Below are 23,978 nucleotides of genomic sequence, written 5' to 3' on the forward strand. Positions count from 1 at the left end.
CTCTGGCCAGTTGAGGCGGGTGCGCCTATCGTGCCTGCGGCTTCCGGTGGAGGTGGGGTGCGGATGCGGGCTTCGTCGGGCGTGCGGGTCGTGGGGCACCGCGATCGACGCAGACGTGCACGGCGACGGCGGGTGCTGTGGAGCGGGGGCGAGGTGCTCGTCACCATCGGGGTGCTGCTCATGCTGCTGGTCGTGCACCACCTGTGGTGGACCAACCGGGAGGCGCGGCGCGGGGCCGAGCGGACGGTGCAGGCGCTGCAGCGGGAGTGGGGGAGCGGCCACGGCGACGGCCGTGCCGACAGCCGGGCCGCCGGGGGCGCCGACGCGGGTACGGACGCCGGCGGCGCCGACGCGGGTGCGGACGCCGGCGGCGCCGACGCGGGTGCGGACGCCGGTGGCGGGGCCGGTGGCGGGGCTGGTGGGGCCGGCGCGCATCCGGGCCCCGCTCCCACGGACACCCCCGCCGCGGGGGGCCCGCGGCGGACGTACCCCCCGGTGGCGCCGCCTCGCAGTTCCCAGGCGTACGCCGTGCTCACGATCCCCCGGCTGCACCTCCGTGTCCCCGTCGCCGAAGGCGTGAGCAAGGCGGACGTCCTCGACAAGGGGTATGTGGGGCATTACCGCGGCACTCAACAGCCCGGCGAGGCCGGGAACTTCGCTCTCGCGGGGCACCGGAACACGCACGGCGAGCCCTTCCGGTACCTGCCCGGGCTGCGGCCGGGGGACGACATCCGGGTGGAGACGCGGTCGGCGACCTACACGTACGACGTCGACAAGGTGCTGCCCCGGACATCGGCGACGGACTCGGGTGTCCTCCGGCCCGTACCGCGCTCCCTCGTCCGCCCCGGCTACGGATACGACCAGCCGGGCTACTACATCACCCTGACCACCTGCACCCCCGAATTCACCTCGCGGTACCGCATGGTGATCTGGGGGAGACTCGCGTCCGTGCGGCCGCGGTGACGTCCATGCATCCGCGGTGACGTCCGTGCGGCCGCGGTGACGTCCGTGCGGCGGCCGTGACACATGGTTCCCGGTTCCGCACGACGATCCGGGGCTGCGGGAGCGGCGGTTGACCTCGGCCAGGCCCGCGCCGTCGTCGCCCGGACCGGCGGTGTGCGTCGGAGTGCCGGGCGGCACGCGTGTGGCCGCACGGCTCGGGGCGCCGGGCCGGTCCCGAGTAGCCGTACACGTCGGAGTGCCGGGCGGCTCAGGAGTGGCTGTACGCGTCGCGGCGCGGGAGGGTCAGCCGGGGAGGGTCGCCGGGTTGCCGCCGTTGGCCTCGTAGCCGGCCACGGCCAGTGCGCGGTAGACGGCGAACTCGGCGGCCGGGTCGGCGGACAGCGTCCAGGGCAGCGCACCCACGTGACCGTCGACGTGTATCAGCTGCTGCATGGCCTCCGCCCAGCGCTCGGCGCGCACCAGGAAGAAGATCAGCAGGTGGCGGACGTGCGCCAGCATCGGGTCGTCCGGCCGGGCCGCGTGCACCGCGTGCAGCGCGCCGTGCATCGCCTTGGTGACGACCTCGCTCCGGTAGAAGCCGGCGACCAGGTTCACCTCCGGGAGGTGCTCGAAGACCGCGAACAGCGGCAGCGCGGCGAGCAGCGAGCCCTGTGGGGCGCGGGCGGCCGCCGCCTCGGCGAAGGAGTACGCCTGCGCGCGCGAGCCGTGCCACTTCTCGCACCAGTAGTGCAGCGCGGCCAGGTGCGCGCCCATGTGGTGCGGGGCGCGGTCGAGGATCTTCAGCCACAGCTGCTCGAACTCGGTCTGTGAGTAACCCAGTCCGCGGGCGATGGACAGCTCGATGATGTACGGCACCGGGTCGCCGGGGGCCAGCAGGGCCGCCTGTCCGCAGGCGTCCCGGGCCTCCTCCATGATGATCCGGAAGTCGTCGGTGCCCGGTGTCGACGTACGCCAGGCCTGCTGCACCAGGAACTCCGCGTGCACGGCGGCACCGCCCGCGTCCTTGGGCTGCTCGGCCCGCCAGACCCGGAGCCACTGGCCGCCCGGCGTCTCGTGCACCCCGCCGGGCCGCTGCTGCAGCTCCAGCGCGGCGGCGCCCGCGAAGGCCTGCACCCGCTGCCAGCGGGTCTCTCCCCCGGTCTCGGTGCCGGCCAGCAGCTGGGCGGCGGCCCGGTGGTCCTGGGTGCGCTGCACCAGCTCCAGGACGTCCAGCAGATCCTGGTCCGGACCGGGCATGCGTATGTCCAGCTCTTCCTGGAGCACGAAGCCGTAGTCCGCCGGGTCGGCGGCGTCCGGGTGACCCGGGTGCACCTGCTCGATCGCCCCGCGCCTACGTCGCACGACCGTGAGCAGGGCGAAGCTCATCAGGAGCAGTGCCATCAGCAGCCAGAGAATCGCCATGCCCCAAGCGAACCAGACGCCGCCGACAATTGGCCAACCCCGCCACCAGCCTGTGGAAAACTCCGGGCCGGGCCATGACAGACGGGGCTGCCCCCCGCCGCCGGTGCCGCCCCGTGCGCCGGGGGAAAACCCTTCCGTCGGTGCTTCACGCGTCGGGCGGGCGTCAGCATCCGGCCAGGCGCACTACGCTCGGTACACATGAGCGACAGGCACATCAGTCAGCACTTCGAGACCCTCGCGATCCACGCGGGCAACACCGCGGATCCCCTCACCGGCGCGGTCGTCCCGCCGATCTACCAGGTCTCGACCTACAAGCAGGACGGCGTCGGCGGGCTGCGCGGCGGTTACGAGTACAGCCGCAGCGCCAACCCGACCCGGACCGCCCTGGAGGAGAACCTCGCCGCGCTGGAGGGTGGCCGCCGCGGCCTCGCCTTCGCGTCCGGCCTGGCGGCCGAGGACACCCTGCTGCGCACGCTGCTCAGGCCCGGCGACCACGTGGTCATCCCGAACGACGCCTACGGCGGCACCTTCCGCCTCTTCGCCAAGGTCGCCACCCGGTGGGGCGTGGAGTGGTCCGTCGCCGACAGCAGCGACCCGGCCGCGGTCCGGGCCGCGATCACTCCGAAGACCAAGATCGTCTGGGTGGAGACCCCCTCCAACCCGCTGCTCGGCATCACCGACATCGCCGCCGTCGCTCAGGTCGCCCATGACGCGGGCGCGAAGCTCGTCGTCGACAACACCTTCGCCACGCCCTACCTCCAGCAGCCGCTGGCGCTCGGGGCGGACGTGGTCGTGCACTCCCTGACCAAGTACATGGGCGGTCACTCGGACGTGGTCGGCGGCGCGCTGATCGTCTCCGACCAGGAGCTGGGCGAGGAGCTGACCTACCACCAGAACGCGATGGGCGGGGTCGCCGGCCCGTTCGACTCCTGGCTGGTGCTGCGCGGCGCCAAGACCCTCGCGGTGCGCATGGACCGGCACAGCGAGAACGCCACGAAGATCGCCGACATGCTCACCCGGCACGCGCGCGTGACGAGCGTCCTCTACCCGGGCCTGCCCGAGCACCCCGGTCACGAGGTCGCCGCCAAGCAGATGAAGGCGTTCGGCGGCATGGTGTCCTTCCGGGTCGAGGGCGGCGAGGAGGCCGCCGTCGAGGTGTGCAACCGCGCCAAGATCTTCACCCTCGGCGAGTCGCTCGGCGGCGTGGAGTCCCTGATCGAGCACCCCGGCCGGATGACGCACGCCTCCACGGCCGGTTCCGCCCTCGAGGTCCCCGCCGACCTGGTGCGCCTGTCCGTGGGCATCGAGAACGTCGACGACCTGCTGGCGGACCTGCAGCAGGCCCTCGGCTGACGGCCGGCCGATCACCTCGCCGATGATCGGCTCCGTCGATCGCCGGCCGTGATCACGGCCTCGCCGGTCGACTCCGCCGACCGGCGGTGAGGGATCGCCGACGGGTGATCGCCGAAGGACGGTGCACTCCGCCGATCACCAACCGGTGACCGGCGGAGTCGTGTCAGAGGGCGGCTCCGCCCACGGGTGCGTGCGCGCGGCCCACACGGTGAACGCCACGGCCGCGGCGCACGCCAGCAGCCACAGCACGCGGCGGGCCAGCCGCCGGCGTCGCAGCAGGCGTTCGCCGCGGCGCACCGCCTCCGTGTACACGTCCAGTGGCACCGGCGGCGCAGTCCGTTCCATGATCCGCCGCACGGCCGCCTCCCGCTCGGCCCGGTTCACCGCGGGGCCCCCGCTCGCCGTCCCCGCCGCTCCGGCCGCCGTCGGCCGGAGCTGGATCCGGAGACGGAGCCGAAGTCGGAGTCGGAGCCCAGGTCCGAGTCAGAATCGGAGCCGAGGCCGAAGGCGCGCGGTGCCATGAGCGTGGCGCGCCGCCTCACGACGGTGCCACCTTCGTGTTCATCGCCCGCGTGGCGGGCGGTCGTACCGGGTGCAGCAGGGTGGCCGCCGCGCGGTCGCAGATGGTGCGGACGCGTTCGCGGGGCAGGCCCAGCAGGGCCGCCGTCTGCTCCTCGGCGACACCTTCGTAGAGCCGGAGCACCAGGATCAGCCGCTCCTGCGGCGTGAGTGCGGCGAGCGGACTGCGCGGATCCGGGCGCCGGGCGCGGCCGAGGACGCCGTACCGGTGCCACGTCGCACGGGCGAAGCGCGTGGCGAGGTACTGGCGTGCGCCGTCGTACGGATCCTCCGCGAGCAGCCGGTCCCAGCGGGCGTAGGTGTGGGCCAGGGCCCGGGTGAGCAGGCGCCGCGCGCGCGGGTTGCCGTCCGGCGCCTCCGCGGTGAGCAGGGTGGCGGTGTGCAGCAGGCGCCCGGCCGCGCCCGCGACGAACGCCTCGAACTCGCGGGCCCGGCGGGCATCGCGGGCCACCTGCCGATCACGCACCGCGCCTCCCCCTCAAAGGGGCCCTGTCCGGTACGGGACGGGCGACACCGCGTACGACGCAGGGCCCGGTCTCATATGAGGCCAGCGGCGGCCCGGGGTCAAGGGTCCGGAACCCACCGGTACCGGCCGGGTCGGCGGGCGGGCCTCAGGAGGCCGGCGGCTGCTCGCCCGGCGCCACTCCCTGCACCGTCATGCGGGCGGAGAGCGCGCTGTTGAAGCGGGTCAGGAGCGCGCAGAACTCCTCACGCTCCTCCGGCGCCCAGTCCTGGGTCAGCTCGGCCATGAGCTGCCGCCGGGACGAGCGGACCTCCTCCAGCCGGGCGGCCCCGCGCGGGGACAGCTGGAGCACCACCGCGCGGCCGTCCTCCGGGTGCGAGGTGCGCTTGACGAGCCCGGTGTCGACCAGGGGCGCCACCTGCCGGGTGACCGTGGAGGAGTCGATGCCCATGCTCGCGGCCAGCGCCTTGACGCCCATCGGGCCTTCGTTGTCGAGGCGGTTGAGCAGCAGATAGGCGGCGCGGTCCATGGAGTTGCGTACCTGCCCGACGCCGCCGAGGCGGGTCTGCTCGGCACGGCGGGCGAACACCGCGACCTCGTGCTGGAGGGTGTCGAGGAGACCGGTGTCACCGACGGTCGTCATGTCCATCGACATTTCAGGTGTTGTGGGCATGGCCGGAGGCTCGCTTCATGGAGGGCTGCTGGGTTGGGGGACAGGGTACGCGGCCCGGCGCCGGGGCGTACCTGCGCTGCGCAAACCGGTCTCGGAGCTTGGTCACACCCGTCGTGCACGACTGCGAACTGCGATGCTGGAGTCATGAGCTACGGCACGGCTGCTCCTTTGCGTTCCGTCACCCTCGACGATGTGCGCGGAGCGCAGAAGATGCTCTCGGGCGTCGCACGCGTGACCGCGATGGAGGGCAGCAGGCACCTGTCCCAGCTGGTCGGCGCACCGGTGCACCTGAAGTGCGAGAACCTCCAGCGGACCGGCTCGTTCAAGCTGCGCGGCGCCTACATCCGGATCGCCGGGCTGCTGCCGGAGGAGCGGGCCGCCGGCGTGGTGGCGGCGAGCGCCGGGAACCACGCGCAGGGCGTCGCACTGGCCTCCTCCCTGCTGGGCGTGCACGCCACGGTGTTCATGCCGAAGGGCGCCCCGCTGCCGAAGATCAGCGCCACCCGGGAGTACGGCGCCGAGGTGCGGCTGCACGGGCAGGTGGTCGACGAGACGCTGGCGGCCGCCGAGGACTACGCGGCCGAGACGGGCGCGGTGTTCATCCACCCCTTCGACCACCCGGACATCATCTCCGGGCAGGGCACGGTCGGCCTGGAGATCCTGGAGCAGTGCCCGGAGGTGCGCACGATCGTCGTCGGCATGGGCGGTGGCGGGCTCGCGGCCGGCGTCGCGGTGGCGGTGAAGACGCTCCGGCCGGACGTCAGGATCGTCGGCGTCCAGGCCGAGGGGGCCGCCTGCTACCCGCCCTCGCTCTCGGCCGGCCGCCCGGTGTCCCTGAAGAACCCGGTGACGATGGCCGACGGCATCAAGGTGGGGCGGCCGGGCGTGGTCCCGTTCGGGATCATCGGTGAACTGGTCGACGAGGTGAGCACGGTCAGCGAGGACCGGCTGTCGGCGGCGCTGCTGCTGTGCCTGGAGCGGGCCAAGCTGGTCGTGGAACCGGCCGGGGCGAGTCCGGTCGCGGCACTGCTGTCGGCACCGGACGCCTTCGAGGGCCCGGTCGTCGCGGTGTTGTCCGGCGGCAACGTCGACCCGGTGCTGATGCAGCGCGTGCTGCGCCACGGCATGGCCGCGCAGGGCCGCTATCTCGCGGTCCGGCTGCGCCTGACGGACCGGCCGGGCGCTCTCGCCACGCTTCTCGGGGTGATGTCGGCGGTCGACGCCAACGTGCTCGACGTGAGCCACGTCCGCACCGACCCCCGGCTCGGCTTCACGGAGGCGGAGGTGGAGCTGCACCTCGAGACCAAGGGCCCGGAGCACTGCGTCGAGGTCGAGCACGCCCTGCGGGACGCGGGTTACACGGTCATCGACTGACGAGGCCGGGCGGTCGCGGGCCGCCGACCGACGCGGTTGCGCGGTGGCGCCGTGATCGGCCCGGGGCCCGCTCCGTGCGCGGGCAGCTGCCGAACACGGTCCCGCTCGACTCGCCGTCACCGGCTCGTGCGACGTCCTGTCGGGGCGTCGCGGGATCACTCGTTCGTGCCCATTCGGGCCGGACTCTCTTGAGGGACGCGATACATCGCGTTAGGGTCGATCGCGTGGCCGTCGAGCGTCTGTCCTCGCGAAAAGCGCAGGCGGATTCGGGCGCGCAAATCTAGCCTTTCCGCAGAATCCCCGATGACGTGGAGACATACATGCCAGGCGCTATCTATGCCGAAGGCTTGGTGAAGAACTTCGGCGACGTAAGGGCACTGGACGGCGTCGACCTGGACGTGCCCGAGGGCACGGTCCTCGGCCTGCTCGGGCCGAACGGCGCCGGCAAGACGACCGCCGTCCGCTGCCTGACGACACTGCTGCGCCCCGACAGCGGCAGGGCCGTTGTCGCCGGCGTGGACGTGCTGAAGCACCCCGACGCCGTACGCCGCTCGATAGGCCTGTCCGGCCAGTTCGCCGCGGTCGACGAATACCTGACCGGGCGGGAGAACCTGCAGATGGTCGGGCAGCTCTACCAGATGAGGGCCAAGGCGGCCCGGACACGCGCCGGGGAGCTGCTGGAGCAGTTCCACCTCGCGGACGCCGCCGACCGCCCGGCGAAGACCTACTCCGGCGGCATGCGCCGGCGCCTCGACCTGGCCGCGGCCCTGGTGGTCTCACCGCCGGTGATGTTCATGGACGAGCCGACGACGGGACTCGACCCGCGCAACCGCCAGCAGCTGTGGGAGGTCATCGAACAGCTCGTCTCCGGTGGTACGACCCTGCTGCTGACCACGCAGTATCTGGAGGAGGCCGACCGTCTCGCGCACGACATAGCGGTGGTCGACCAGGGCCGGGTCATCGCCAAGGGCACTTCCGACCAGCTCAAGGCCCGCACCGGCGGCGAGCGCGTGGAGGTCGTGGTGCACGCCCGGGAGCACATCACGAGCGCCGCGGAGGTGCTGCGCGGCTTCGGCAAGGGCGACACCGCGGTCGAGGAGCACACCCGCAAGCTCACGGTCCCCGTCACCGGCGGCGCCAAGCTGCTCGCCGAGGTCATCCGGGAGCTGGACGCCCGTGGGATCGAGATCGACGACATCGGCCTGCGCCGCCCCACCCTCGACGACGTCTTCCTGTCCCTGACGGGCCACGTGGCCGAGGCCGAGGCCGGCGGCTCGGGCGCGGACGCCGACAGGGACGGGAAGGACGGCCGGCGGGGCCGTAAGGACAGCCGCAAGGAGGCCGTGAAGTGAGTACCGTCACCGACGCCGTGCGCGTGGCACCGCAGGGCAACGCCGTCAGCCGGTCGGTCCGCGACTCCATGGTGGTCGCGAAGCGCAATCTGATCCGCATGTCCAGAATCCCGGAGATGATCATCTACGGCCTGGTCCAGCCGATCATGTTCGTGGTGCTGTTCACCTACGTCTTCGGCGGCTCCATGCGGATCGGGGGCAGCACGAGCGCCGCCGACTACAAGAACTTCCTGATGGCGGGGATCTTCGCGCAGACCGTCACGTTCGCGACCGCGAGCTCCGGTGCCGGCATCGCCGACGACATGCACAAGGGCCTCATCGATCGTTTCCGCTCCCTGCCCATGGCGCGCGGCGCAGTGCTGACCGGGCGCACGCTCGCCGACCTCGTGCAGACGGCAGTGACCCTGGTCGTGCTCGCCGTGGTCGCCGTGCTGGTCGGCTGGCGCGTCGGCTCGAACGGTGGGACGAACGCCGGCAAGGTGCTCGCCGCCTTCGGTCTGCTGCTCCTGCTCGGCTACGCGTTCACCTGGATCGGCGCCCTGATCGGCATGTCCGTCCGCACTCCCGAGGCGGCCACCTCCAGCGGACTGATCTGGCTGTTCCCGGTCACGTTCATCTCCAACGCCTTCGTGGACCCCAGCCACATGACCCCGTGGCTGCGCCACGTCGCCGAGTGGAACCCCTTCAGCGCCACCGCGCAGGCCTGCCGCGTGCTGTTCGCCAACCCGGGCCAGTCCACCTCCGGAGCCTGGCCGATGCAGCACCCGGTCTGGGCCTCGCTGATCTACTCCATCCTGATCACCGCGATATTCCGCACCCTCGCGGTCCGCAAGTACCGCTCGGCCACCGCGTGACGGCGTGACCTGGCCCGCGCCCGTGACGGAGCCCCGCCCGTGACGGAGCCCCCTGCGTGACGGAGCCCCCGGCGTCACGGGGACGCCGGGGGCTCGATGTCACAGGGGACCGGGACGGCCGGAGTACGGCTCGCCTTCAGCTCAGTCGGAGTACGGCTCAGCCTTCAGGATCTTCACCACGGCTTTCTTGCCGTTCGGCAACTCGTATTCCGCGTCCTCGCCGACCTTGTGGCCGATCACGCCCGAGCCGAGCGGGGACTGCGGGGAGTACGTCTCGATGTCGGCGCTCGCGTACTCGCGGGAGGCGAGCAGGAACGTCATGGTGTCGTCCTCGTCACCGTCGAAGGCGATCGTGACGACCATGCCGGGCGCGACCGCACCGTCCGCGGACGCCAGGGCCTCACCGACCTTGGCGTTCTCGAGGAGCTGGGTCAGCTGGCGCACACGGAGCTCCTGCTTGCCCTGCTCCTCCTTGGCAGCGTGGTACCCGCCGTTCTCGCGCAGGTCGCCCTCCTCGCGCGCGGCCGCGATCTTGGCGGCGATCTCCGTGCGCGCAGGACCAGTAAGGTACTCAAGCTCGTTCTTGAGCTTGTTGTACGCCTCCTGGGTCAGCCAGGTGACGTTCTCGCTGGTCTGGGTCACAGGGTGCTCCTCGTCGGTACTGGGAATACAAAGCATCGCCCTACCCAGAAGAATGTTCCCTCTTGGATGGGCGAAACCACGAGCCTAACAATTCAACGGCGTAAGGGGGAGGACATAAGCCGTCAGAATCACAACAACGCAGGTCAGCACCTACGCGCTTCGGGTGAAACCGGGGAGTGTCCGGTGGGACTCAGCCCGCGTGACAGCCGAGCAGCTGGGCCGTCGTCCCCTTGGCCGTCGTACGGAGCGTGACGACCTTGTCGATGCGGGTGGCCGGCCCGCTGAAGCGGAAGTCCGCCCGGCCGACCTCGGCGCCGTCCGCGGACTGGGAACGCAGGGTGCAGTAGCCCTCGGTGCCGGCGTCCTTGTGGACCTCCAGATGCACCTTGACCGCGTCGTCCGAGGACTCGAAGGTGATCACCTGGGCGCTGATCTCGGTCTGCACGACGTAGTGGTAGGCGAAGTAGCCCACCAGGGCGAGCAGGACCGCGCCGAGCACCGCGCCGGCGATCTTGAGCTTGCGGTCGGCGCGCTCGTCCGAGGAGCGGCCGTAGCGGCCCTCGGGAAGCCGCGTGCTCGCCGTACTCATGATCGTCCTCTCGGCAAAGGGGACGTATGTCCCGAATGGGCCCCTGAGGCGGGACCCCGGAATTATTCACGCCCCGATTCGGTCACTATAGAAGCCGCCGATCGCACCCGAAGACACCGGGGCGCCGACTTACCGAGGATTGAGTCTTGACTGATCAGCTGCGACTGATGGCCGTTCACGCGCACCCCGACGACGAGTCGAGCAAGGGCGCGGCCACCATGGCGAAGTACGTGTCCGAGGGGGTGGACGTGCTGGTGGTGACCTGCACCGGCGGAGAGCGCGGATCCATCCTCAACCCCAAGCTGCAGGGCGACGCGTACATCGAGGAGCACATCCACGAGGTGCGCAAGAAGGAGATGGACGAGGCCCGGGAGATCCTCGGCGTCAGGCAGGAGTGGCTCGGCTTCGTCGACTCGGGCCTGCCCGAGGGTGACCCGCTGCCTCCGCTGCCCGAGGGCTGCTTCGCCCTCGAGGACGTCGACAAGGCGGCCGGTGAGCTGGTGAAGCAGATCCGCTCCTTCCGTCCCCAGGTGATCACCACCTACGACGAGAACGGCGGCTACCCGCACCCCGACCACATCATGACCCACAAGATCTCCATGGTGGCGTTCGAGGGCGCGGCGGACACCGAGAAGTACCCCGAAAGCGAGTTCGGGGCCGCCTACCAGCCGCAGAAGCTCTACTACAACCAGGCCTTCAACCGCCCCCGCACCGAGGCGCTGCACCAGGCGATGCTCGACCGGGGCCTGGAGTCGCCGTACGGGGACTGGCTCAAGCGGTGGAGCGAGTTCGAGCGCAAGGAGCGGACCCTGACCACGCACGTTCCGTGCGCGGACTTCTACGAGATCCGCGACAAGGCGCTGATCGCCCACGCCACGCAGATCGACCCCGACGGCGGCTGGTTCAAGGTCCCGATGGAGCTGCAGAAGGAGGTCTGGCCGACGGAGGAGTACGAACTGGCGAAGTCCCTCGTCGATACCTCCCTCCCCGAGGACGACCTCTTCGCGGGCATCCGGGACAATGCCTGACATGAGCGCAAGCCTGGCAACGACGCATCTTGTCTCCCTGGCCGACCAGTACGACAAGAACAAGGTCACCCCCGGTGTCCTCGGCTTCATCGTGTTCGCGGTGATGGCCCTGGCGGTGTGGGGCCTGATGAAGTCGATGAGCAAGCACATGCAGAAGGTCGACTTCAAGGAGACGGACGCCTCCGGCGACGAGAAGGCCGCCGGCAGCGGCAAGGCGGAGACCGTCGGCGGGACGAAGCCAGGGCAGGGCTGAGGCGGCGCGCAGGGCTGAGGCCGGGCGGCCCTTAGGCGGCCTGCGGGACTGAGGCCGGGCGGGGCCGAGGCGGCCTGCGGGCCTGAGGCCGAGCGGGGCCGAGGCGGCCTGCGGGACTCAGGCGACGTGGACGGCCGGTCCGCCCCGGCGCCTGACCCAGCCCGGCGCCTGACCCAGGGCCCTGTCCTCGGGCTCGGCCCCGCCCCCCTCCCTCCGGCACCTGGCCTTCCGCCCCGCCCCGCCCTGCACCGCCGCCCCCTCAGGGCGTCATCGCGACCGTCACCCCCAGGACCTCTCGGGCCTGCCGGGTGGGGGTCAGGCCGAGGTGCCAGGCCTGCCAGCCTGCTTCCAGCTGGACGCCGCGTTCCAGCACCAGGGCGTATGCCGCCGTGCAGTCGGCCAGTTTCTCGTCGCGCAGCGGATGCGTGGCGCGGACCAGCTCGGCCAGTTCCTCCTGGGCCACCGCCGTGCCCACCTCCACGCCGCCCGGCGCCGCGTACGGCAGCAGCGTGCAGCGCAGGAAACGCGCCCAGTCCTCACCGCGCCGGTCGCCGTAGGACGTGAACAGGGCCAGCGCCTCGTCGCACAGGGCCAGCGCCTGCTGGGTGCGGGCGTTGCCCGCGTCGACCACCGCCAGCTCCAGGCAGGTCCAGGCCTCGCCGTCGGCGACGCCGATGCGCTGGAAGTCGGCGCGGGCGTCCACGAGCAGCTGGCGGGCGAAGCCGGAGTTGCGCAGCGAACCGGTCTGCGCGGCCCGCTGGTCCCGGGTCACCCGCGCCGAGTGGTGCCGGGCGCAGGCCAGGCCGTAGACGTCCCGCATACGGGAGAACATCGTGCGGGACCGCTCCAGGTCGCGCACCGCCCGGTCCAGGTCCCCGGCCTCCTCCAGCGCCTGCCCGAGGTAGTACAGCGTCCACGCCTCGCCGCGCGCGTCCTCGTTCTCCCGGTGCCGGTCGGCCGCCTGCCGCAGCCCCTCGACGGCGGCCGAGGTGTCGCCGTCCGCCAGGCGGCCCCGGGCCAGCTGGGTCAGCGCCCAGGCCTCGCCACGGGCGTCGTGCGTACGGCCGTACCGCTCCAGGGCCGCCCGCAGCTCCGTCTCGGCGCGCGGGACGTCGCCCAGCCGCAGGGCCACCTGGCCGAGCTGGAAGTGGGCCCACGCCTCGCCGTGCAGTGAGCCGCCCTCGCGGTGCAGGACCAGGGACCGGGTGAGCAGGTCCAGAGCCTGCGCGGGCCGGGCCCGGTCCCGCTGGACCGCGGCCAGCGCGTGCATCGTCCAGGCCCGGTCCGTCGCCAGTTCCGGGGCCGCCTGGAGATCCAGCGCCTCCTGGAGCTTGGCCGCCGCCTCGGTGAGGTTGCCCTGGTGGTGCAGCGTGATCCCGAGCGAGCACAGGGCGCGGGCCGCACCCGCGTCGTGCTGGGCCTCCCGGTACAGGTCCACGACCGAGGCCAGCGTGGTGCGGGCCTTGTCCAGCTCGCCCAGCTGCCGGGCCGCGATACCGGTGCGCCACTGCACCGAGCGCACCAGCAGCCCCTGGTCCACCGACTGGGCCAGCTCGCTGATCTCGCCGAGGCGGTACAGGTCGCCGCGCAGCAGGCAGTAGTCGCACAGCGCGCCGAGCAGGTTCAGTACGGGCGCCTGGTTCACTCCCTCCGCGTGGCGCAGGGCCGCGGTGATGAAGCTGGACTCGTCGTCCAGCCAGCGCAGCGCCTCGTCGAGGGAGGTGAAGCCGTGCGATCCGAACCGGTCCGAGCGGGTCGACACGTTGCCGTCGACCAGGCGGAGCACCGAGTCGGCCAGTTCCGCGTAGTTCGCGATCAGCCGTTCCTGCGCCGCCGCCCGCTCGGCGGGGTCCTCCTCGTCCGCCAGCCGGGCCTGGGCGAAGGCGCGCACCAGGTCGTGCAGCCGGTACCGGCTGCCGCGCACATGGTCGATCAGTCCGGCCCGCGCGAGCGCCGCCAGCTGCCGGCCGGCCTCGGCCTCGTCCGTGGCGAGCAGCGCGGCGGCGGCCGCACCGCCGAGCGAGGCGCGGCCCGCGAGGGAGAGCCTGCGCAGCAGCCGGCGGGCGGGCTCCGGCTGATCGGTGTAGCGCAGCCACAGCACACGCTCCACCGGCTCCACCGGACCGTACGCGGCCAGGTCCGTGGCCAGCTGGCGGGGCGAGCGCGGGCCGAGCGCGGAGCCCGCGATCCGCAGTGCCAGCGGCAGGCCCCCGCACAGCGTGTGGACCCGGTCGGCGGACTCGGCGTCGTACGGGCCCGAGGCGTCCTCGGCGGCCGCGCCGAGCAGCTCCTCGGCGCCCGCCGCGTCCAGCGGTCCCACCGGCAGGTGGTGCACCCATGCCGGGAGGTCCGCCGGCAGTTCCAGGGCCGTGCGGGCGGTGACCAGGAGGAGGCTGTCGGAGCGCTCCGGCACCAGCGCCCGCACCTGCTCGGGATCGGACGCGTCGTCCAGCACGATGGTGACGGGCAGTCCCGCCAGCTGCTGGTGGTACAGCTCGCCGAGCCGCTTGACCTGCTGGTCGGGGGAGGACCGCTCCCGGAACAGCAGCTGCTCGCGGGGCGCGCCCAGCCGGTTGAGCAGGTGCAGCAGCGCGTCCCGGGTGGACAGCGGGGCCTCCTCGCGGCTGCCGCCGCGCAGGTCGACCACCACCGCACCCCGGAAGTGGTCCCGCAGCTCGTGCGCCGCGCGTACCGCGAGCGTCGTCCGGCCCGAGCCGGGCTCGCCGTGCAGGACGACCACCGTCGGCCGGGTCTCGGTGGCCGCCCGGGCCGCCTGTGCCCACTGCCGGATCCGCCCCACCTCCTGCCGCCGCCCGGCGAACGGGCCGTCCGTCTCCGGGAGGTGGCCGAACGACTGCTGCAGCACCGTGCGCCTGCGGGCCGCCGCGCTCTTGTCCGCGCCGCGCAGGGCGGGGCCGCCCGACTTCGTCGGGCCGGTGGAGGCGGTGAGCACCCGCTGCTGGTCGAGGAACGGGCGGATGCCCCGCACCTCCAGCGCGGTCAGCCACTGCAGTCGCAGCTGCTCCGCACCGCCGGGCTGGGCGGCCCGGCCCGCCCGGTGATGCGCGGCCGGCAGATGCGATCCGGCCACCTTCGCCACCGTGGCGGCGGCGCCCGCCGCGCCCGCGACGGCACCGGCGCCGACGGCCGTGCCGGTCCCGGTGCCGAGGGACAGGTCCGCCACCGCGGCGGCGAGGGCGGCAACGGCCGCCGCCATCAGCGCGGTTCCGGCACCCTCGCGGGCGAAGCGCCGGCCGAAGGTCAGCCGGCCGGCCTCGGCCTCGTCCAGGGCGCGCGTGTAGGCCTCGTACTCCTCGCCGGCCGGGCCCGCGATCACGTCCAGCGCGCCGCGCGCCCGCGACAGCAGCAGCGGACCGTCGATCCGGCCGCCCGAGCGCCGTACCTCCTCCTCCACGGCCCGCGCCAGCAGCCGCTCGGCCTCCGCCCGATGGTTGTCCCGCATGTCCCGTCCCCCTCCGGCGGCAACTCCCTTGCCCACGAGTGTCCTTTGCGGACGGCGCGAGCGCGAGGGGTGGTGATCGGAAGGTGTGCGGGAGGCCTCGTCCCGGGTGACGGGGAGTCACGTTCCGAGCGGCTGAGGAAGTCGCGTCCAGGCCGGCCGGGGAAGTCGCGTCCCGGGTGGCCGGGGGGCCTCGTTCCGGGTGGCCGGGGAAGTCGCGCCCCGGGCGGCCGGAGGAGGTCCGACTCGGCCGGGTGAGCGCCGTGTGCGCGGACTCCGCGTCGGGGCAGAGCGCTGTGAGAGCCTGGGGCGCATGAACCGCCTGGCTGGTGAGACCTCGCCGTACCTCCTCCAACACGCCGACAACCCCGTCGACTGGTGGCCCTGGGGAGCGGACGCCTTCGAGGAGGCCCGCAGGCGTGGCGTGCCCGTGCTGCTCAGTGTCGGGTACTCCGCGTGCCACTGGTGCCACGTGATGGCTCACGAATCGTTCGAGGACCAGGCCACCGCCGACTACCTCAACGAGCACTTCGTCAACATCAAGGTCGACCGCGAGGAACGCCCCGACGTCGACGCCGTGTACATGGAGGCCGTGCAGGCGGCCACCGGGCAGGGCGGCTGGCCGATGACCGTGTTCCTCACCCCGGACGCCGAGCCCTTCTACTTCGGTACCTACTTCCCGCCCGCCCCGCGGCACGGCATGCCCTCCTTCCGGCAGGTGCTGGAGGGCGTCCAGCAGGCGTGGAGCACCCGCCGCGACGAGGTCGGCGAGGTCGCCGGGAAGATCGTGCGCGACCTCTCCCAGCGGGAGATCAGCCACCAGGGCACCCGGCCGCCCGGCGAGCAGGAACTCGCCCAGGCCCTGCTCGGGCTCACCCGCGAGTACGATCCGCAGCGCGGCGGGTTCGGCGGCGCGCCCAAGTTCCCGCCGTCCATGGTCCTTGAGTTCCTGCTGCGCCACCACGCCCGCACCGGCGCCGAGGGCGCCCTGCAGATGGCCCAGGACACCTGCGAACGCATGGCCCGGGGCGGCCTGTACGACCAGCTCGGCGGCGGCTTCGCCCGCTACTCCGTCGACCGCGACTGGGTCGTGCCGCACTTCGAGAAGATGCTCTACGACAACGCCCTGCTCTGCCGCGTCTACGCGCACCTGTGGCGGGCCACCGGCTCCGGCCTCGCCCGCCGGGTCGCCCTGGAGACCGCCGACTTCCTGGTGCGCGAACTGCGCACGGAGGAGGGAGGGTTCGCCTCCGCGCTGGACGCCGACAGCGACGACGGCACGGGCAGGCACGTCGAGGGCGCGTACTACGTCTGGACGTCCGAGCAGCTCGACGCCGTCCTCGGTGAGGACGACGGCCGGCTCGCGGCGCGGTACTTCGGCGTGACCGACGAGGGCACCTTCGAGCACGGGCGGTCGGTCCTGCAACTCCCCGAGACCGGCGAGGAGTTCGACGCGGACCGAATCACGTCCGTGAGGAGCCGGCTGTTGCGCGAGCGGTCCGAGCGTCCCGCGCCCGGACGGGACGACAAGGTCGTCGCCGCCTGGAACGGCCTCGCGATCGCCGCACTCGCCGAGACCGGCGCCTACTTCGACCGGCCCGACCTGACCGAGGCCGCGCTCGGCGCCGCCGACCTCCTCGTCCGTGTGCATCTGGACGAACACGTGCGCCTCGCCCGGACCAGCAAGGACGGCAGGGTCGGGCCCAACGCGGGCGTCCTGGAGGACTACGCCGACGTCGCCGAGGGCTTCCTCGCTCTCGCGTCCGTGACCGGGGAGGGCGTCTGGCTCGACTTCGCCGGGCTCCTCCTCGACCATGTGCTGGCCCGTTTCACCGACCCGGAGACCGGCGCCCTGTACGACACCGCCTCCGACGCCGAACAGCTCATCCGCCGGCCCCAGGACCCCACCGACAACGCCACCCCCTCCGGCTGGAGCGCCGCGGCCGGCGCCCTGCTGAGCTACGCGGCACACACCGGCTCCGAGCAGCACCGGAGCGCCGCCGAGCGGGCGTTGGGCGTCGTCCAGACCCTCGGGCCGCGTGTGCCCCGGTTCGTCGGCTGGGGGCTGGCCGTCGCGGAGGCGCTGCTCGACGGGCCGCGGGAGGTGGCGATCGTCGCCCCGGACCCGGCCGCCGAGGCGTCGGCCGCGCTGCACCGCACGGCCCTGCTGGCGACCGCCCCCGGCGCCGTCGTCGCCTGCGGCGTCCCGGGCGCCGAGGAGTTCCCGCTCCTGGCCGGCCGGCCGCTCGTGGCCGGCGAACCGACGGCGTACGTCTGCCGCAACTTCACGTGCGACGCCCCGACGACCGACCCGGAACGCCTGCGCACGGCCCTGAGCGACTGACCCACGGGCCGCGGCGGGATCGGTCGCGCTGACCGGCCGGTTTGGCCTTGAACGCCGTTCCACGGGCCGCGGCGGGACCGGCCCGCGCCGACCGGCCGGTTTGGCCTTGAACGCCGTTCCACGGGCCGCGGCGGGATCGGTCGCGCTGACCGGCCGGTACGGCCTCGAACACCGCTCGACGGGCAGCGGAGGGACCGGTCGCGCTGACCGGCCGGTTTGGCCTTGAACGCCGATCCACGGGCCGCGCAGGGACCGGCCCCGCCGATCGGCTGCCGCACTCGATCCCGACCAGTCCCGACCAGTCCCGGCGAATCCCGACCAGTCCCGGCGAGACCCGACCAGTCCCGGCGAGTCCCGATCGGATCCCGGCTCAGTCGCGCTGGGCGCGCATGCTCAGCGCCCGCTCCACGACCGCCTCCAGCTGCTCGTGGTGGGCGCCCTTCCAGTAGGCGCGCCCGCAGGACGTGCACCGGGCGAAGACGTCGTAGCCGCGTTGGGTGCCGCCCTTGAGCTGGTCGGCGACCTCTTCCTTGGTCGCCGCCGCGAGCAGGCCGTTGCAGGCGGTGCAGCGGGTCCACGGGTCCAGCTCGGGGGCGAAGCGTTCGAGGACGTCGTGCAGCTGGTCCTCGGGGCGGGTGCTGTAGACGAAGGCGCCGGCCCACAGCTCGCGGCGGCGCAGCAGGCCCCGGTCGCGGCTGAGCATCACCCGCTTCTCGGCGGCCGAGCGGGTGGCGAGCGCCGGGTCGCCGATGTCGGTCGACTCGTAGGCGCTGTCGACGCCGAGGAGGCGCAGCCGGCGCGCGAGGGTGCCGAGGTGGACGTCGAGGAGGAAGCGGAGCGGGGCGCCGGGGACCCGCTGGGGGCGCTGGACCGGGCGGACGCGAATGCGCTCGCCGGCCCGCGGCACGTGCGAGGGCGGCACCTCGTGACCGTCCACGACCAGTGCGCCGACCTCGGTGAGCGGGACGCCGAGGGACTCGACGACGTGGCCGAGTGTCGAGACGCCGTCCGTGGTGAGCGCGGTGGCGGCCGAGCGCCGGGCGGGCGGCACGAACAGGTGCAGGGCCGGGGCGACTTCCACGTGGATCTCGGGTCCGTTCACCCCGTCAGGATGACACGGGCACCGCGGTGGACCTCAGGGGTTTTCGGTGGGCAGGCCGTGCTCCACGACGTCCAGGGCCCGGCCCGTCAGCTCCCGCAGATCGTCCTCGAAACCGTTCTCCGCCCAGTACATGGAGACCTCCAGGATGGAGCCGATGAGGCCCATCGCGTGGACCCGCACCTCGAGGCTCTCCGGATCGCGGCCCGTGCGGTCCGCGATGGCCCGGCGGAGCAGACGCCCGGTCTCCGACATGCTCTCGAACATCCGGGAGCGGACGGCGGGCACCTGCACCCCGAGGCGCGCCCGCAGCCGGAGCACCTCGGGCTCCTCCTCGCTCGGTTCCAGGGCCTTGCCCATCGCGTGCCGCAACGAGTCCGTCCACGGCTCGCCCGCCGGCCGCGCGCGCAGCTCCCCCAGCATCAGGGGGCCGTACTCGTCGGTGAGGACGATGTCCTCCTTGGTCGGGAAGTACCGGAAGACGGTGGACGGCGACACCTCGGCCCGGTCGGCGATCTGCTCGATCGTCGTCGTGTCGTACCCCTGCTCCTCGATCAGTGCGTACGTCGCGCTGCGGATCGCCTCGCGGGTCTTGATCTTCTTGCGCTCCCGCAGCCCGGGGCGGGCGCGGTCGGCGGGGGAGTGGGGGGATGGTGCGGCCGTCATGCGGGTCATTGTCCGCCATCGGCCCCGGAGGCGGCCATCTCCTGGGCGCCCCGCAGCCCGCAGCCCGCAGCCCGCGCGCCGCGCCCTTCGCCCCGCCGCCCATGCCCCGCAGCCCATGCCCCTCGGCCAGCGCCCTTCGCCCCGCAGCTCACACGCCACGGCCAGCGCCCTTCGCCCCGCAGCCCGCGCCGTTCGCCCCGCGCCCCTCTGCCCGCGCCCCGCAGCCCGCGCCCTTCGCCCCGCAGCCCGCACCCTTCGCCCCGCGCCCCCAGCCCGCACCCCGCGACCCCTCGGCACGGCCCCCGCACACCGCCGGTACGAGCGCGAAGCCGACTCCGGCCCGGGCCCGACCCGGCCCTGCCCTGCCCTGCCCTCGAAACGGTGACAGTGGCAGTCAAATGAAAATAACTCTCGACATCATGTGACTGTCACTACGGAAGAGGACCCCGGGCATGGAAAACGGCCACGGCCGAGGAGCCGTGGCCGAAGGGGCGGGGACGGGTCACCCGTGCTGGTACGCCACCAGCGAGATGCCGACGTAGTGGACGACGAACGCGGCGAGGGTGAAGGAGTGGAAGACCTCGTGGAAGCCGAACCAGCGCGGTGACGGGTTCGGCCGCTTGATGCCGTAGATCACGCCTCCGGCGCTGTAGAGCAGGCCGCCGACGACGACCAGGACCAGGACGGCGATGCCGCCCGCGCGCATGAAGTCGGGCAGGAAGAAGACGGCCGCCCAGCCCATCGCGATGTAGCAGGGGGTGTAGAGCCAGCGCGGGGCGCCGACCCAGAAGACGCGGAAGGCGATGCCGGCCGCGGCGGCGGCCCAGATCCCCCACAGCAGCCAGCGGCCCTTGCCGCCGGGCAGCAGCAGCGCGGTCAGCGGGGTGTAGGTGCCCGCGATGATCAGGAAGATGTTCGCGTGGTCGAGGCGGCGCAGGACGCCGTCCATACGCGGGCTCCAGTTGCCCCGGTGGTACAGGGCGCTGGTGCCGAAGAGCAGGCACGCCGTCAGGGCGTAGACACCGCAGGTGATGCGGCCTCTGGGCGAGTGGGCGAGGGCGGTCAGCACAAGTCCCGCGATGAGCACGGCCGGGAACATGCCGAGATGCAGCCAGCCCCGGAGCCTGGGTTTGACCGGATGCGGCAAGGAGAGCGCGACGGGACCGCGGCCGTCGGCCGGCGGGTCCGTGGGCGCGTCGGAGGCGGACGCAGTCATGGGCCGCATGGTACCTACGCCGCCGTAAGTCACTCGTCAACGAGGGGTCATGAACGGCCCCGGAGTGCCGCCGGGCAAAAAGTCCTCCAGCCGAACCCAACGTGGACGCAAAGAACCACGGAAACCGTGGGATTCCTCACGCTGCTCACCTGTGATGCCCTCTGGACAGATGGGCACTAAACTCGGATGATCAAATGAGTGCGGTCGGCACCGGATGAGCGGCTACGAAGCGTCCGGGCCGCGGCCCCCACGGGGCGAAAACCACAAAACCCCTCTCTTAGGAGCAATCGTGGCGCGCGACAACGCGGCTCCCACCGGCGTCCCCACCAACCACCAGGAACTGATCTCGTGGGTCGACGAGATCGTCGAACTGACCCAGCCGGACAGTGTGGTCTGGTGCGACGGCTCCGAGGCCGAGTACGAGCGGCTGTGCGAGGAACTGGTAGCCAAGGGCACCTTCAAGAAGCTCGATCCGGTCAAGCGCCCGCACTCGTACTACGCCGCCTCCGACCCGACCGACGTCGCACGCGTCGAGGACCGGACCTTCATCTGCTCCGAGAAGGAGGAGAACGCGGGTCCCACCAACCACTGGAAGGCCCCCGCCGAGATGCGGGAGATCTTCGCCGGTGACAAGGGCCTGTTCCGCGGCTCCATGCGCGGCCGCACGATGTACGTCGTGCCCTTCTGCATGGGCCCGCTCGGCTCCCCGCTGTCCGCGCTCGGCGTGGAGATCACCGACTCCGCGTACGTCGCCGTCTCCATGCGCACGATGACGCGCATGGGCCAGGCCGTCCTGGACGAGCTGGGCGACGAGGGCTTCTTCGTCAAGGCCGTCCACACCCTCGGCGCCCCGCTGGAGGAGGGCCAGGAGGACGTGCCGTGGCCCTGCAACTCCACCAAGTACATCTCGCACTTCCCCGAGGACCGCGAGATCTGGTCCTACGGCTCCGGCTACGGCGGCAACGCCCTGCTCGGCAAGAAGTGCTACGCCCTGCGCATCGCCTCCGTCATGGCCCGCGACGAGGGCTGGCTGGCCGAGCACATGCTGATCCTCAAGCTCACCCCGCCGCACGGTGAGCCGAAGTACGTCGCCGCCGCCTTCCCGAGCGCCTGCGGCAAGACCAACCTCGCGATGCTGGAGCCCACGATCTCCGGCTGGACCGTGGAGACGATCGGCGACGACATCGCCTGGATGCGCTTCGGCGAGGACGGCCGCCTCTACGCGATCAACCCCGAGGCCGGCTTCTTCGGCGTCGCGCCCGGCACCGGTGAGCACACCAACGCCAACGCCATGAAGACGCTGTGGGGCAACGCCGTCTTCACGAACGTGGCGCTCACCGACGACGGCGACGTCTGGTGGGAGGGCATGACCGAGGAGCTGCCCGCCCACCTGACCGACTGGAAGGGCAACGACTGGACGCCGGAGTCCGGCACGCCGGCCGCCCACCCCAACGCCCGCTTCACCGTGCCCGCCTCGCAGTGCCCGATCATCGCGCCGGAGTGGGAGGACCCCAGGGGCGTGCCGATCTCGGCGATCCTCTTCGGCGGCCGCCGCGCCTCCGCGGTGCCGCTGGTGACCGAGTCCTTCGACTGGAACCACGGTGTCTTCCTCGGCGCCAACGTGGCCTCCGAGAAGACCGCCGCCGCCGAGGGCAAGGTCGGCGAGCTGCGCCGCGACCCGTTCGCGATGCTGCCGTTCTGCGGCTACAACATGGGTGACTACATGGCCCACTGGGTCGACGTCGCCAAGGACAAGGACCAGTCCAAGCTGCCGAAGATCTACTACGTCAACTGGTTCCGCAAGGACGACGCGGGCAAGTTCGTCTGGCCGGGCTTCGGTGAGAACAGCCGCGTGCTGAAGTGGATCGTGGAGCGGCTGAACGGTGCGGCCGAGGGCGTCGAGACCCCCATCGGCGTGCTGCCGACGCGGGACGCGCTCGACACCGACGGCCTCGAACTGGCCGACTCCGACCTGGACTTCCTGCTCACGGTCGACAAGGAGATCTGGCGCGAGGAGGCGGCCCTCGTCCCCGAGCACCTGAACACCTTCGGCGACCACACCCCCAAGGAGCTGTGGGACCAGTACCGCGCGCTGGTGGAGCGCCTGGGCTGAGCAGCCGCTCTGGACCCCACGGCCGGCCGGGGTGTGCCCTGACCAGCGATCGTCACGACCGGCCGTGGAACAACCCGAGGGGCCCCGCACAGGGACGTGCGGGGCCCCTCGCCATCACTGCCGCCGGTCCCGCGGACACCGCGTGTGCGGCTCCCGCCGCCGCTCCTGCGCCTCGCGCCGACCGCCGGATACGCGCCGAGCCTCCCGAAGTCCGCGCGGACCGCGTCCAGCTGGGCCGACGGACCGGGGAGGTCGGGCAGCGCGGGCCGCTCCGGCGCGGTCGACCTCTTCACCCACCGGCAGCAGGTCTGCGTCCTTCTGGCGGGGCGTCGGCGTCGCGCGTACACCTGACGGTCCGGAAGGACTGGTCCTGTCCCGTATCGCGCCGTGCCGTAGGCGCTCTGTCGGCGTGCGGCGCAGCGGATGTGTACTGGAGGTCTGCCGCATCGAGGGGGAGGCATGCCGAACACGCCGGATCCGGGAGCACCGGAGTCAGCGCATGAGGAGGAGCCCTGGCTCAGCAGTGACGAAGTCGCGAAGCTGTGGCCGGTGCGTAAGGACCGGCTGCCGGGTGTGGCCCATCGTACGGATGTCCGCGTCCGCAGCTTCGGCGGGGCGAGCCGGGGCACGTGGGGGGCGGAGCCGACCTTCCACTACTTCCACCCCGGGGACGTACGCAGGGTCGCGTCGGTCATCGCCGACGGACACGTCGACATCCCGTCAGGCTGGCGCACCGACACTCCCGACGGCCGGCGGGCGGAGTTCTGGGGGGCGTTGAGCGCCCGCGTCGCCGGCGCGCTGTTCATCGCGGCCGTCCTGTGCGCGCTCCTCATCGGCCTGGCCACGGTGATCTTCTTGCTGACAGTGGAGTGATCACGCGAGTTGCGCCCCGCCCGGCCGGCCCCCGAGGAGTCCCGGCGCACGCTGGCCGCCCAGCTGTACGAGCTTCACCGCGGGACCTGGACGAGGAACCCGGCCGAGTCGGCGCGGTGTGTGGCGCCCGGTCCGCGCGTCGCTGCGGGTGCACGCGGACCGGGGCCGATCGGGGGCCCTGAGGCTCAGTGGGCGGCGCTGAGTTCCTTGGGGTCGGCCAGGGCGGCCGTGTGCGCGTCCATCCGCTCGGCCGAGAGGATCGCCGCCGAGGTGTCCGCGCGCGAGGCGGCGACCACCAGTGCGCGGCCGGCGAGGGCGTGCGCGCGCCGGTGCAGGGCGACGGGGTCCGTGGCCGAGGCCGGCGCGGCGCGCAACGGCGCGCGTCCGCCCCGCAGTCGGCCGACCTCGTCGGCGAGGCGTTCCGCGGCCGTGTCCAGACCGGCGGACGGCGTCAGGGCGCGCAGCTCGTCGGTGACCGCGAGCAGGGCGGCGAGATGGCCGGCGAGCTGGATGTCCAGCTCCTCCTCGCGCGTCCGGTGGGGGAAGTCGGTCGGGGTGCCGGCCATCGTGCTGTGGACCGACTTGGTGCGGATCGGCTCGTACATGGGGGATGGCCTCCTGTGCTCTGACAGGAAACCATCTTAGCTTGGATTTCGTCTAAAGTTGAGTCGGCTCACAGACTG

Annotated in this window: 21 protein-coding genes; 10 read left to right on the forward strand and 11 right to left on the reverse strand. The window is 72.6% G+C overall.

Annotated elements, in window-relative coordinates:
* Positions 1–63 precede the first annotated feature (63 nt).
* A complete protein-coding gene (locus ABVB68_RS27670) occupies positions 64–963 on the forward strand; it encodes a class E sortase (RefSeq protein WP_353603871.1) in 900 nt (299 codons plus the stop codon).
* Positions 964–1,245: 282 nt separating this feature from the next.
* Here ABVB68_RS27670 and ABVB68_RS27675 read toward each other — a convergent pair whose 3' ends face one another.
* Positions 1,246–2,364: a hypothetical protein gene (locus ABVB68_RS27675; RefSeq protein ID WP_353603872.1), complete on the reverse strand. Its 1,119-nt coding sequence runs from the start codon at positions 2,362–2,364 to the stop codon at positions 1,246–1,248.
* Between the two features lie 198 nt (positions 2,365–2,562).
* Between ABVB68_RS27675 and ABVB68_RS27680 the strand changes: the two genes are divergently transcribed.
* Positions 2,563–3,717 (forward strand): cystathionine gamma-synthase, encoded by a 1,155-nt coding sequence (locus tag ABVB68_RS27680; RefSeq protein WP_353603873.1) that lies wholly within the window; start codon positions 2,563–2,565, stop codon positions 3,715–3,717.
* Positions 3,718–3,852: 135 nt separating this feature from the next.
* Here the strand turns inward: ABVB68_RS27680 and ABVB68_RS27685 are convergent, their stop codons facing one another.
* The 3 genes from ABVB68_RS27685 to ABVB68_RS27695 all read right to left on the reverse strand — a co-directional run bounded on the left by ABVB68_RS27685 (position 3,853) and on the right by ABVB68_RS27695 (position 5,414).
* Positions 3,853–4,101, reverse strand: a complete 249-nt coding sequence (locus ABVB68_RS27685; protein WP_353603874.1) for a hypothetical protein — start codon at positions 4,099–4,101, stop codon at positions 3,853–3,855.
* A 154-nt stretch (positions 4,102–4,255) separates the two neighbouring features.
* Entirely contained in the window at positions 4,256–4,762 is a 507-nt protein-coding gene (locus tag ABVB68_RS27690) for a sigma factor-like helix-turn-helix DNA-binding protein (RefSeq protein ID WP_353603875.1), read from the reverse strand.
* 145 nt (positions 4,763–4,907) lie between these two features.
* Positions 4,908–5,414: a MarR family winged helix-turn-helix transcriptional regulator gene (locus ABVB68_RS27695; protein WP_503006291.1), complete on the reverse strand. Its 507-nt coding sequence runs from the start codon at positions 5,412–5,414 to the stop codon at positions 4,908–4,910.
* 162 nt (positions 5,415–5,576) lie between these two features.
* Between ABVB68_RS27695 and ilvA the strand changes: the two genes are divergently transcribed.
* The 3 genes from ilvA (at position 5,577) to ABVB68_RS27710 (ending at position 9,012) form a co-directional block, all read left to right on the forward strand.
* Entirely contained in the window at positions 5,577–6,806 is a 1,230-nt protein-coding gene (gene ilvA / locus ABVB68_RS27700) for a threonine ammonia-lyase (protein ID WP_353603877.1), read from the forward strand.
* 320 nt (positions 6,807–7,126) lie between these two features.
* Complete coding sequence (locus ABVB68_RS27705; RefSeq protein WP_353603878.1) at positions 7,127–8,158, forward strand: ATP-binding cassette domain-containing protein; 1,032 nt, start codon at positions 7,127–7,129, stop codon at positions 8,156–8,158.
* A complete protein-coding gene (locus ABVB68_RS27710) occupies positions 8,155–9,012 on the forward strand; it encodes an ABC transporter permease (RefSeq protein ID WP_353603879.1) in 858 nt (285 codons plus the stop codon). The genes ABVB68_RS27705 and ABVB68_RS27710 overlap by 4 nt, the downstream gene beginning before the upstream one ends.
* Positions 9,013–9,153: 141 nt before the next feature.
* Here ABVB68_RS27710 and greA read toward each other — a convergent pair whose 3' ends face one another.
* The gene (greA, locus tag ABVB68_RS27715; protein ID WP_353603880.1) at positions 9,154–9,654 is read right to left on the reverse strand and encodes a transcription elongation factor GreA; all 501 of its coding nucleotides are present in this window, start codon (positions 9,652–9,654) and stop codon (positions 9,154–9,156) included.
* 190 nt (positions 9,655–9,844) lie between these two features.
* Positions 9,845–10,243 carry a DUF4307 domain-containing protein gene (locus ABVB68_RS27720; protein WP_353603881.1) on the reverse strand — a complete coding sequence of 133 codons (399 nt, stop codon included), beginning with the start codon at positions 10,241–10,243 and terminating at the stop codon, positions 9,845–9,847.
* 146 nt (positions 10,244–10,389) lie between these two features.
* Between ABVB68_RS27720 and mca the strand changes: the two genes are divergently transcribed.
* Complete coding sequence (gene mca / locus ABVB68_RS27725) at positions 10,390–11,271, forward strand: mycothiol conjugate amidase Mca (protein ID WP_353603882.1); 882 nt, start codon at positions 10,390–10,392, stop codon at positions 11,269–11,271.
* 1 nt (position 11,272) lies between these two features.
* A complete protein-coding gene (locus tag ABVB68_RS27730; RefSeq protein ID WP_353603883.1) occupies positions 11,273–11,524 on the forward strand; it encodes a hypothetical protein in 252 nt (83 codons plus the stop codon).
* A 259-nt stretch (positions 11,525–11,783) separates the two neighbouring features.
* On the opposite strand, the gene ABVB68_RS27735 is transcribed toward ABVB68_RS27730, so the two are convergent.
* Positions 11,784–14,987, reverse strand: coding sequence for a tetratricopeptide repeat protein (locus tag ABVB68_RS27735; protein ID WP_353603884.1), 3,204 nt, complete (start codon positions 14,985–14,987; stop codon positions 11,784–11,786).
* 310 nt (positions 14,988–15,297) lie between these two features.
* On the opposite strand from ABVB68_RS27735, the gene ABVB68_RS27740 reads away from it, so the two are divergent.
* Positions 15,298–17,328: a thioredoxin domain-containing protein gene (locus ABVB68_RS27740; protein ID WP_353603885.1), complete on the forward strand. Its 2,031-nt coding sequence runs from the start codon at positions 15,298–15,300 to the stop codon at positions 17,326–17,328.
* 370 nt (positions 17,329–17,698) lie between these two features.
* On the opposite strand, the gene ABVB68_RS27745 is transcribed toward ABVB68_RS27740, so the two are convergent.
* The 3 genes from ABVB68_RS27745 to trhA all read right to left on the reverse strand — a co-directional run bounded on the left by ABVB68_RS27745 (position 17,699) and on the right by trhA (position 20,309).
* Positions 17,699–18,430: a Mut7-C RNAse domain-containing protein gene (locus tag ABVB68_RS27745; RefSeq protein WP_353603886.1), complete on the reverse strand. Its 732-nt coding sequence runs from the start codon at positions 18,428–18,430 to the stop codon at positions 17,699–17,701.
* Between the two features lie 33 nt (positions 18,431–18,463).
* Complete coding sequence (locus ABVB68_RS27750; protein ID WP_503006288.1) at positions 18,464–19,093, reverse strand: TetR/AcrR family transcriptional regulator; 630 nt, start codon at positions 19,091–19,093, stop codon at positions 18,464–18,466.
* 502 nt (positions 19,094–19,595) lie between these two features.
* The gene (gene trhA / locus ABVB68_RS27755) at positions 19,596–20,309 is read right to left on the reverse strand and encodes a PAQR family membrane homeostasis protein TrhA (protein WP_353603888.1); all 714 of its coding nucleotides are present in this window, start codon (positions 20,307–20,309) and stop codon (positions 19,596–19,598) included.
* Between the two features lie 289 nt (positions 20,310–20,598).
* Between trhA and ABVB68_RS27760 the strand changes: the two genes are divergently transcribed.
* Both ABVB68_RS27760 and ABVB68_RS27765 read left to right on the forward strand, forming a co-directional pair.
* Complete coding sequence (locus tag ABVB68_RS27760; RefSeq protein WP_353603889.1) at positions 20,599–22,422, forward strand: phosphoenolpyruvate carboxykinase (GTP); 1,824 nt, start codon at positions 20,599–20,601, stop codon at positions 22,420–22,422.
* Between the two features lie 459 nt (positions 22,423–22,881).
* Positions 22,882–23,295, forward strand: a complete 414-nt coding sequence (locus tag ABVB68_RS27765) for a hypothetical protein (RefSeq protein WP_353603890.1) — start codon at positions 22,882–22,884, stop codon at positions 23,293–23,295.
* A 185-nt stretch (positions 23,296–23,480) separates the two neighbouring features.
* On the opposite strand, the gene ABVB68_RS27770 is transcribed toward ABVB68_RS27765, so the two are convergent.
* The gene (locus ABVB68_RS27770; protein WP_353603891.1) at positions 23,481–23,900 is read right to left on the reverse strand and encodes an SCO4983 family protein; all 420 of its coding nucleotides are present in this window, start codon (positions 23,898–23,900) and stop codon (positions 23,481–23,483) included.
* Positions 23,901–23,978: the final 78 nt, after the last annotated feature.

This window comes from Streptomyces sp. NPDC096012 (genome assembly GCF_040426375.1).
In the GTDB taxonomy this organism is placed as follows: Bacteria; Actinomycetota; Actinomycetes; order Streptomycetales; family Streptomycetaceae; genus Streptomyces.

Bases quoted from the DNA above. Each gene is read 5' to 3' on its own strand.
- ABVB68_RS27670 (WP_353603871.1), top strand. From the start codon at position 64: ATGCGGGCTTCGTCGGGCGTGCGGGTCGTGGGGCACCGCGATCGACGC.
- ABVB68_RS27675 (WP_353603872.1), bottom strand. From the start codon at position 2,364: ATGGCGATTCTCTGGCTGCTGATGGCACTGCTCCTGATGAGCTTCGCC.
- ABVB68_RS27680 (WP_353603873.1), top strand. From the start codon at position 2,563: ATGAGCGACAGGCACATCAGTCAGCACTTCGAGACCCTCGCGATCCAC.
- ABVB68_RS27695 (WP_503006291.1), bottom strand. From the start codon at position 5,414: ATGTCGATGGACATGACGACCGTCGGTGACACCGGTCTCCTCGACACC.
- ilvA (WP_353603877.1), top strand. From the start codon at position 5,577: ATGAGCTACGGCACGGCTGCTCCTTTGCGTTCCGTCACCCTCGACGAT.
- ABVB68_RS27705 (WP_353603878.1), top strand. From the start codon at position 7,127: ATGCCAGGCGCTATCTATGCCGAAGGCTTGGTGAAGAACTTCGGCGAC.
- ABVB68_RS27720 (WP_353603881.1), bottom strand. From the start codon at position 10,243: ATGAGTACGGCGAGCACGCGGCTTCCCGAGGGCCGCTACGGCCGCTCC.
- ABVB68_RS27730 (WP_353603883.1), top strand. From the start codon at position 11,273: ATGAGCGCAAGCCTGGCAACGACGCATCTTGTCTCCCTGGCCGACCAG.
- ABVB68_RS27735 (WP_353603884.1), bottom strand. From the start codon at position 14,987: ATGCGGGACAACCATCGGGCGGAGGCCGAGCGGCTGCTGGCGCGGGCC.
- ABVB68_RS27740 (WP_353603885.1), top strand. From the start codon at position 15,298: ATGAACCGCCTGGCTGGTGAGACCTCGCCGTACCTCCTCCAACACGCC.
- ABVB68_RS27750 (WP_503006288.1), bottom strand. From the start codon at position 19,093: ATGACGGCCGCACCATCCCCCCACTCCCCCGCCGACCGCGCCCGCCCC.
- trhA (WP_353603888.1), bottom strand. From the start codon at position 20,309: ATGACTGCGTCCGCCTCCGACGCGCCCACGGACCCGCCGGCCGACGGC.
- ABVB68_RS27765 (WP_353603890.1), top strand. From the start codon at position 22,882: ATGCCGAACACGCCGGATCCGGGAGCACCGGAGTCAGCGCATGAGGAG.
- ABVB68_RS27770 (WP_353603891.1), bottom strand. From the start codon at position 23,900: ATGTACGAGCCGATCCGCACCAAGTCGGTCCACAGCACGATGGCCGGC.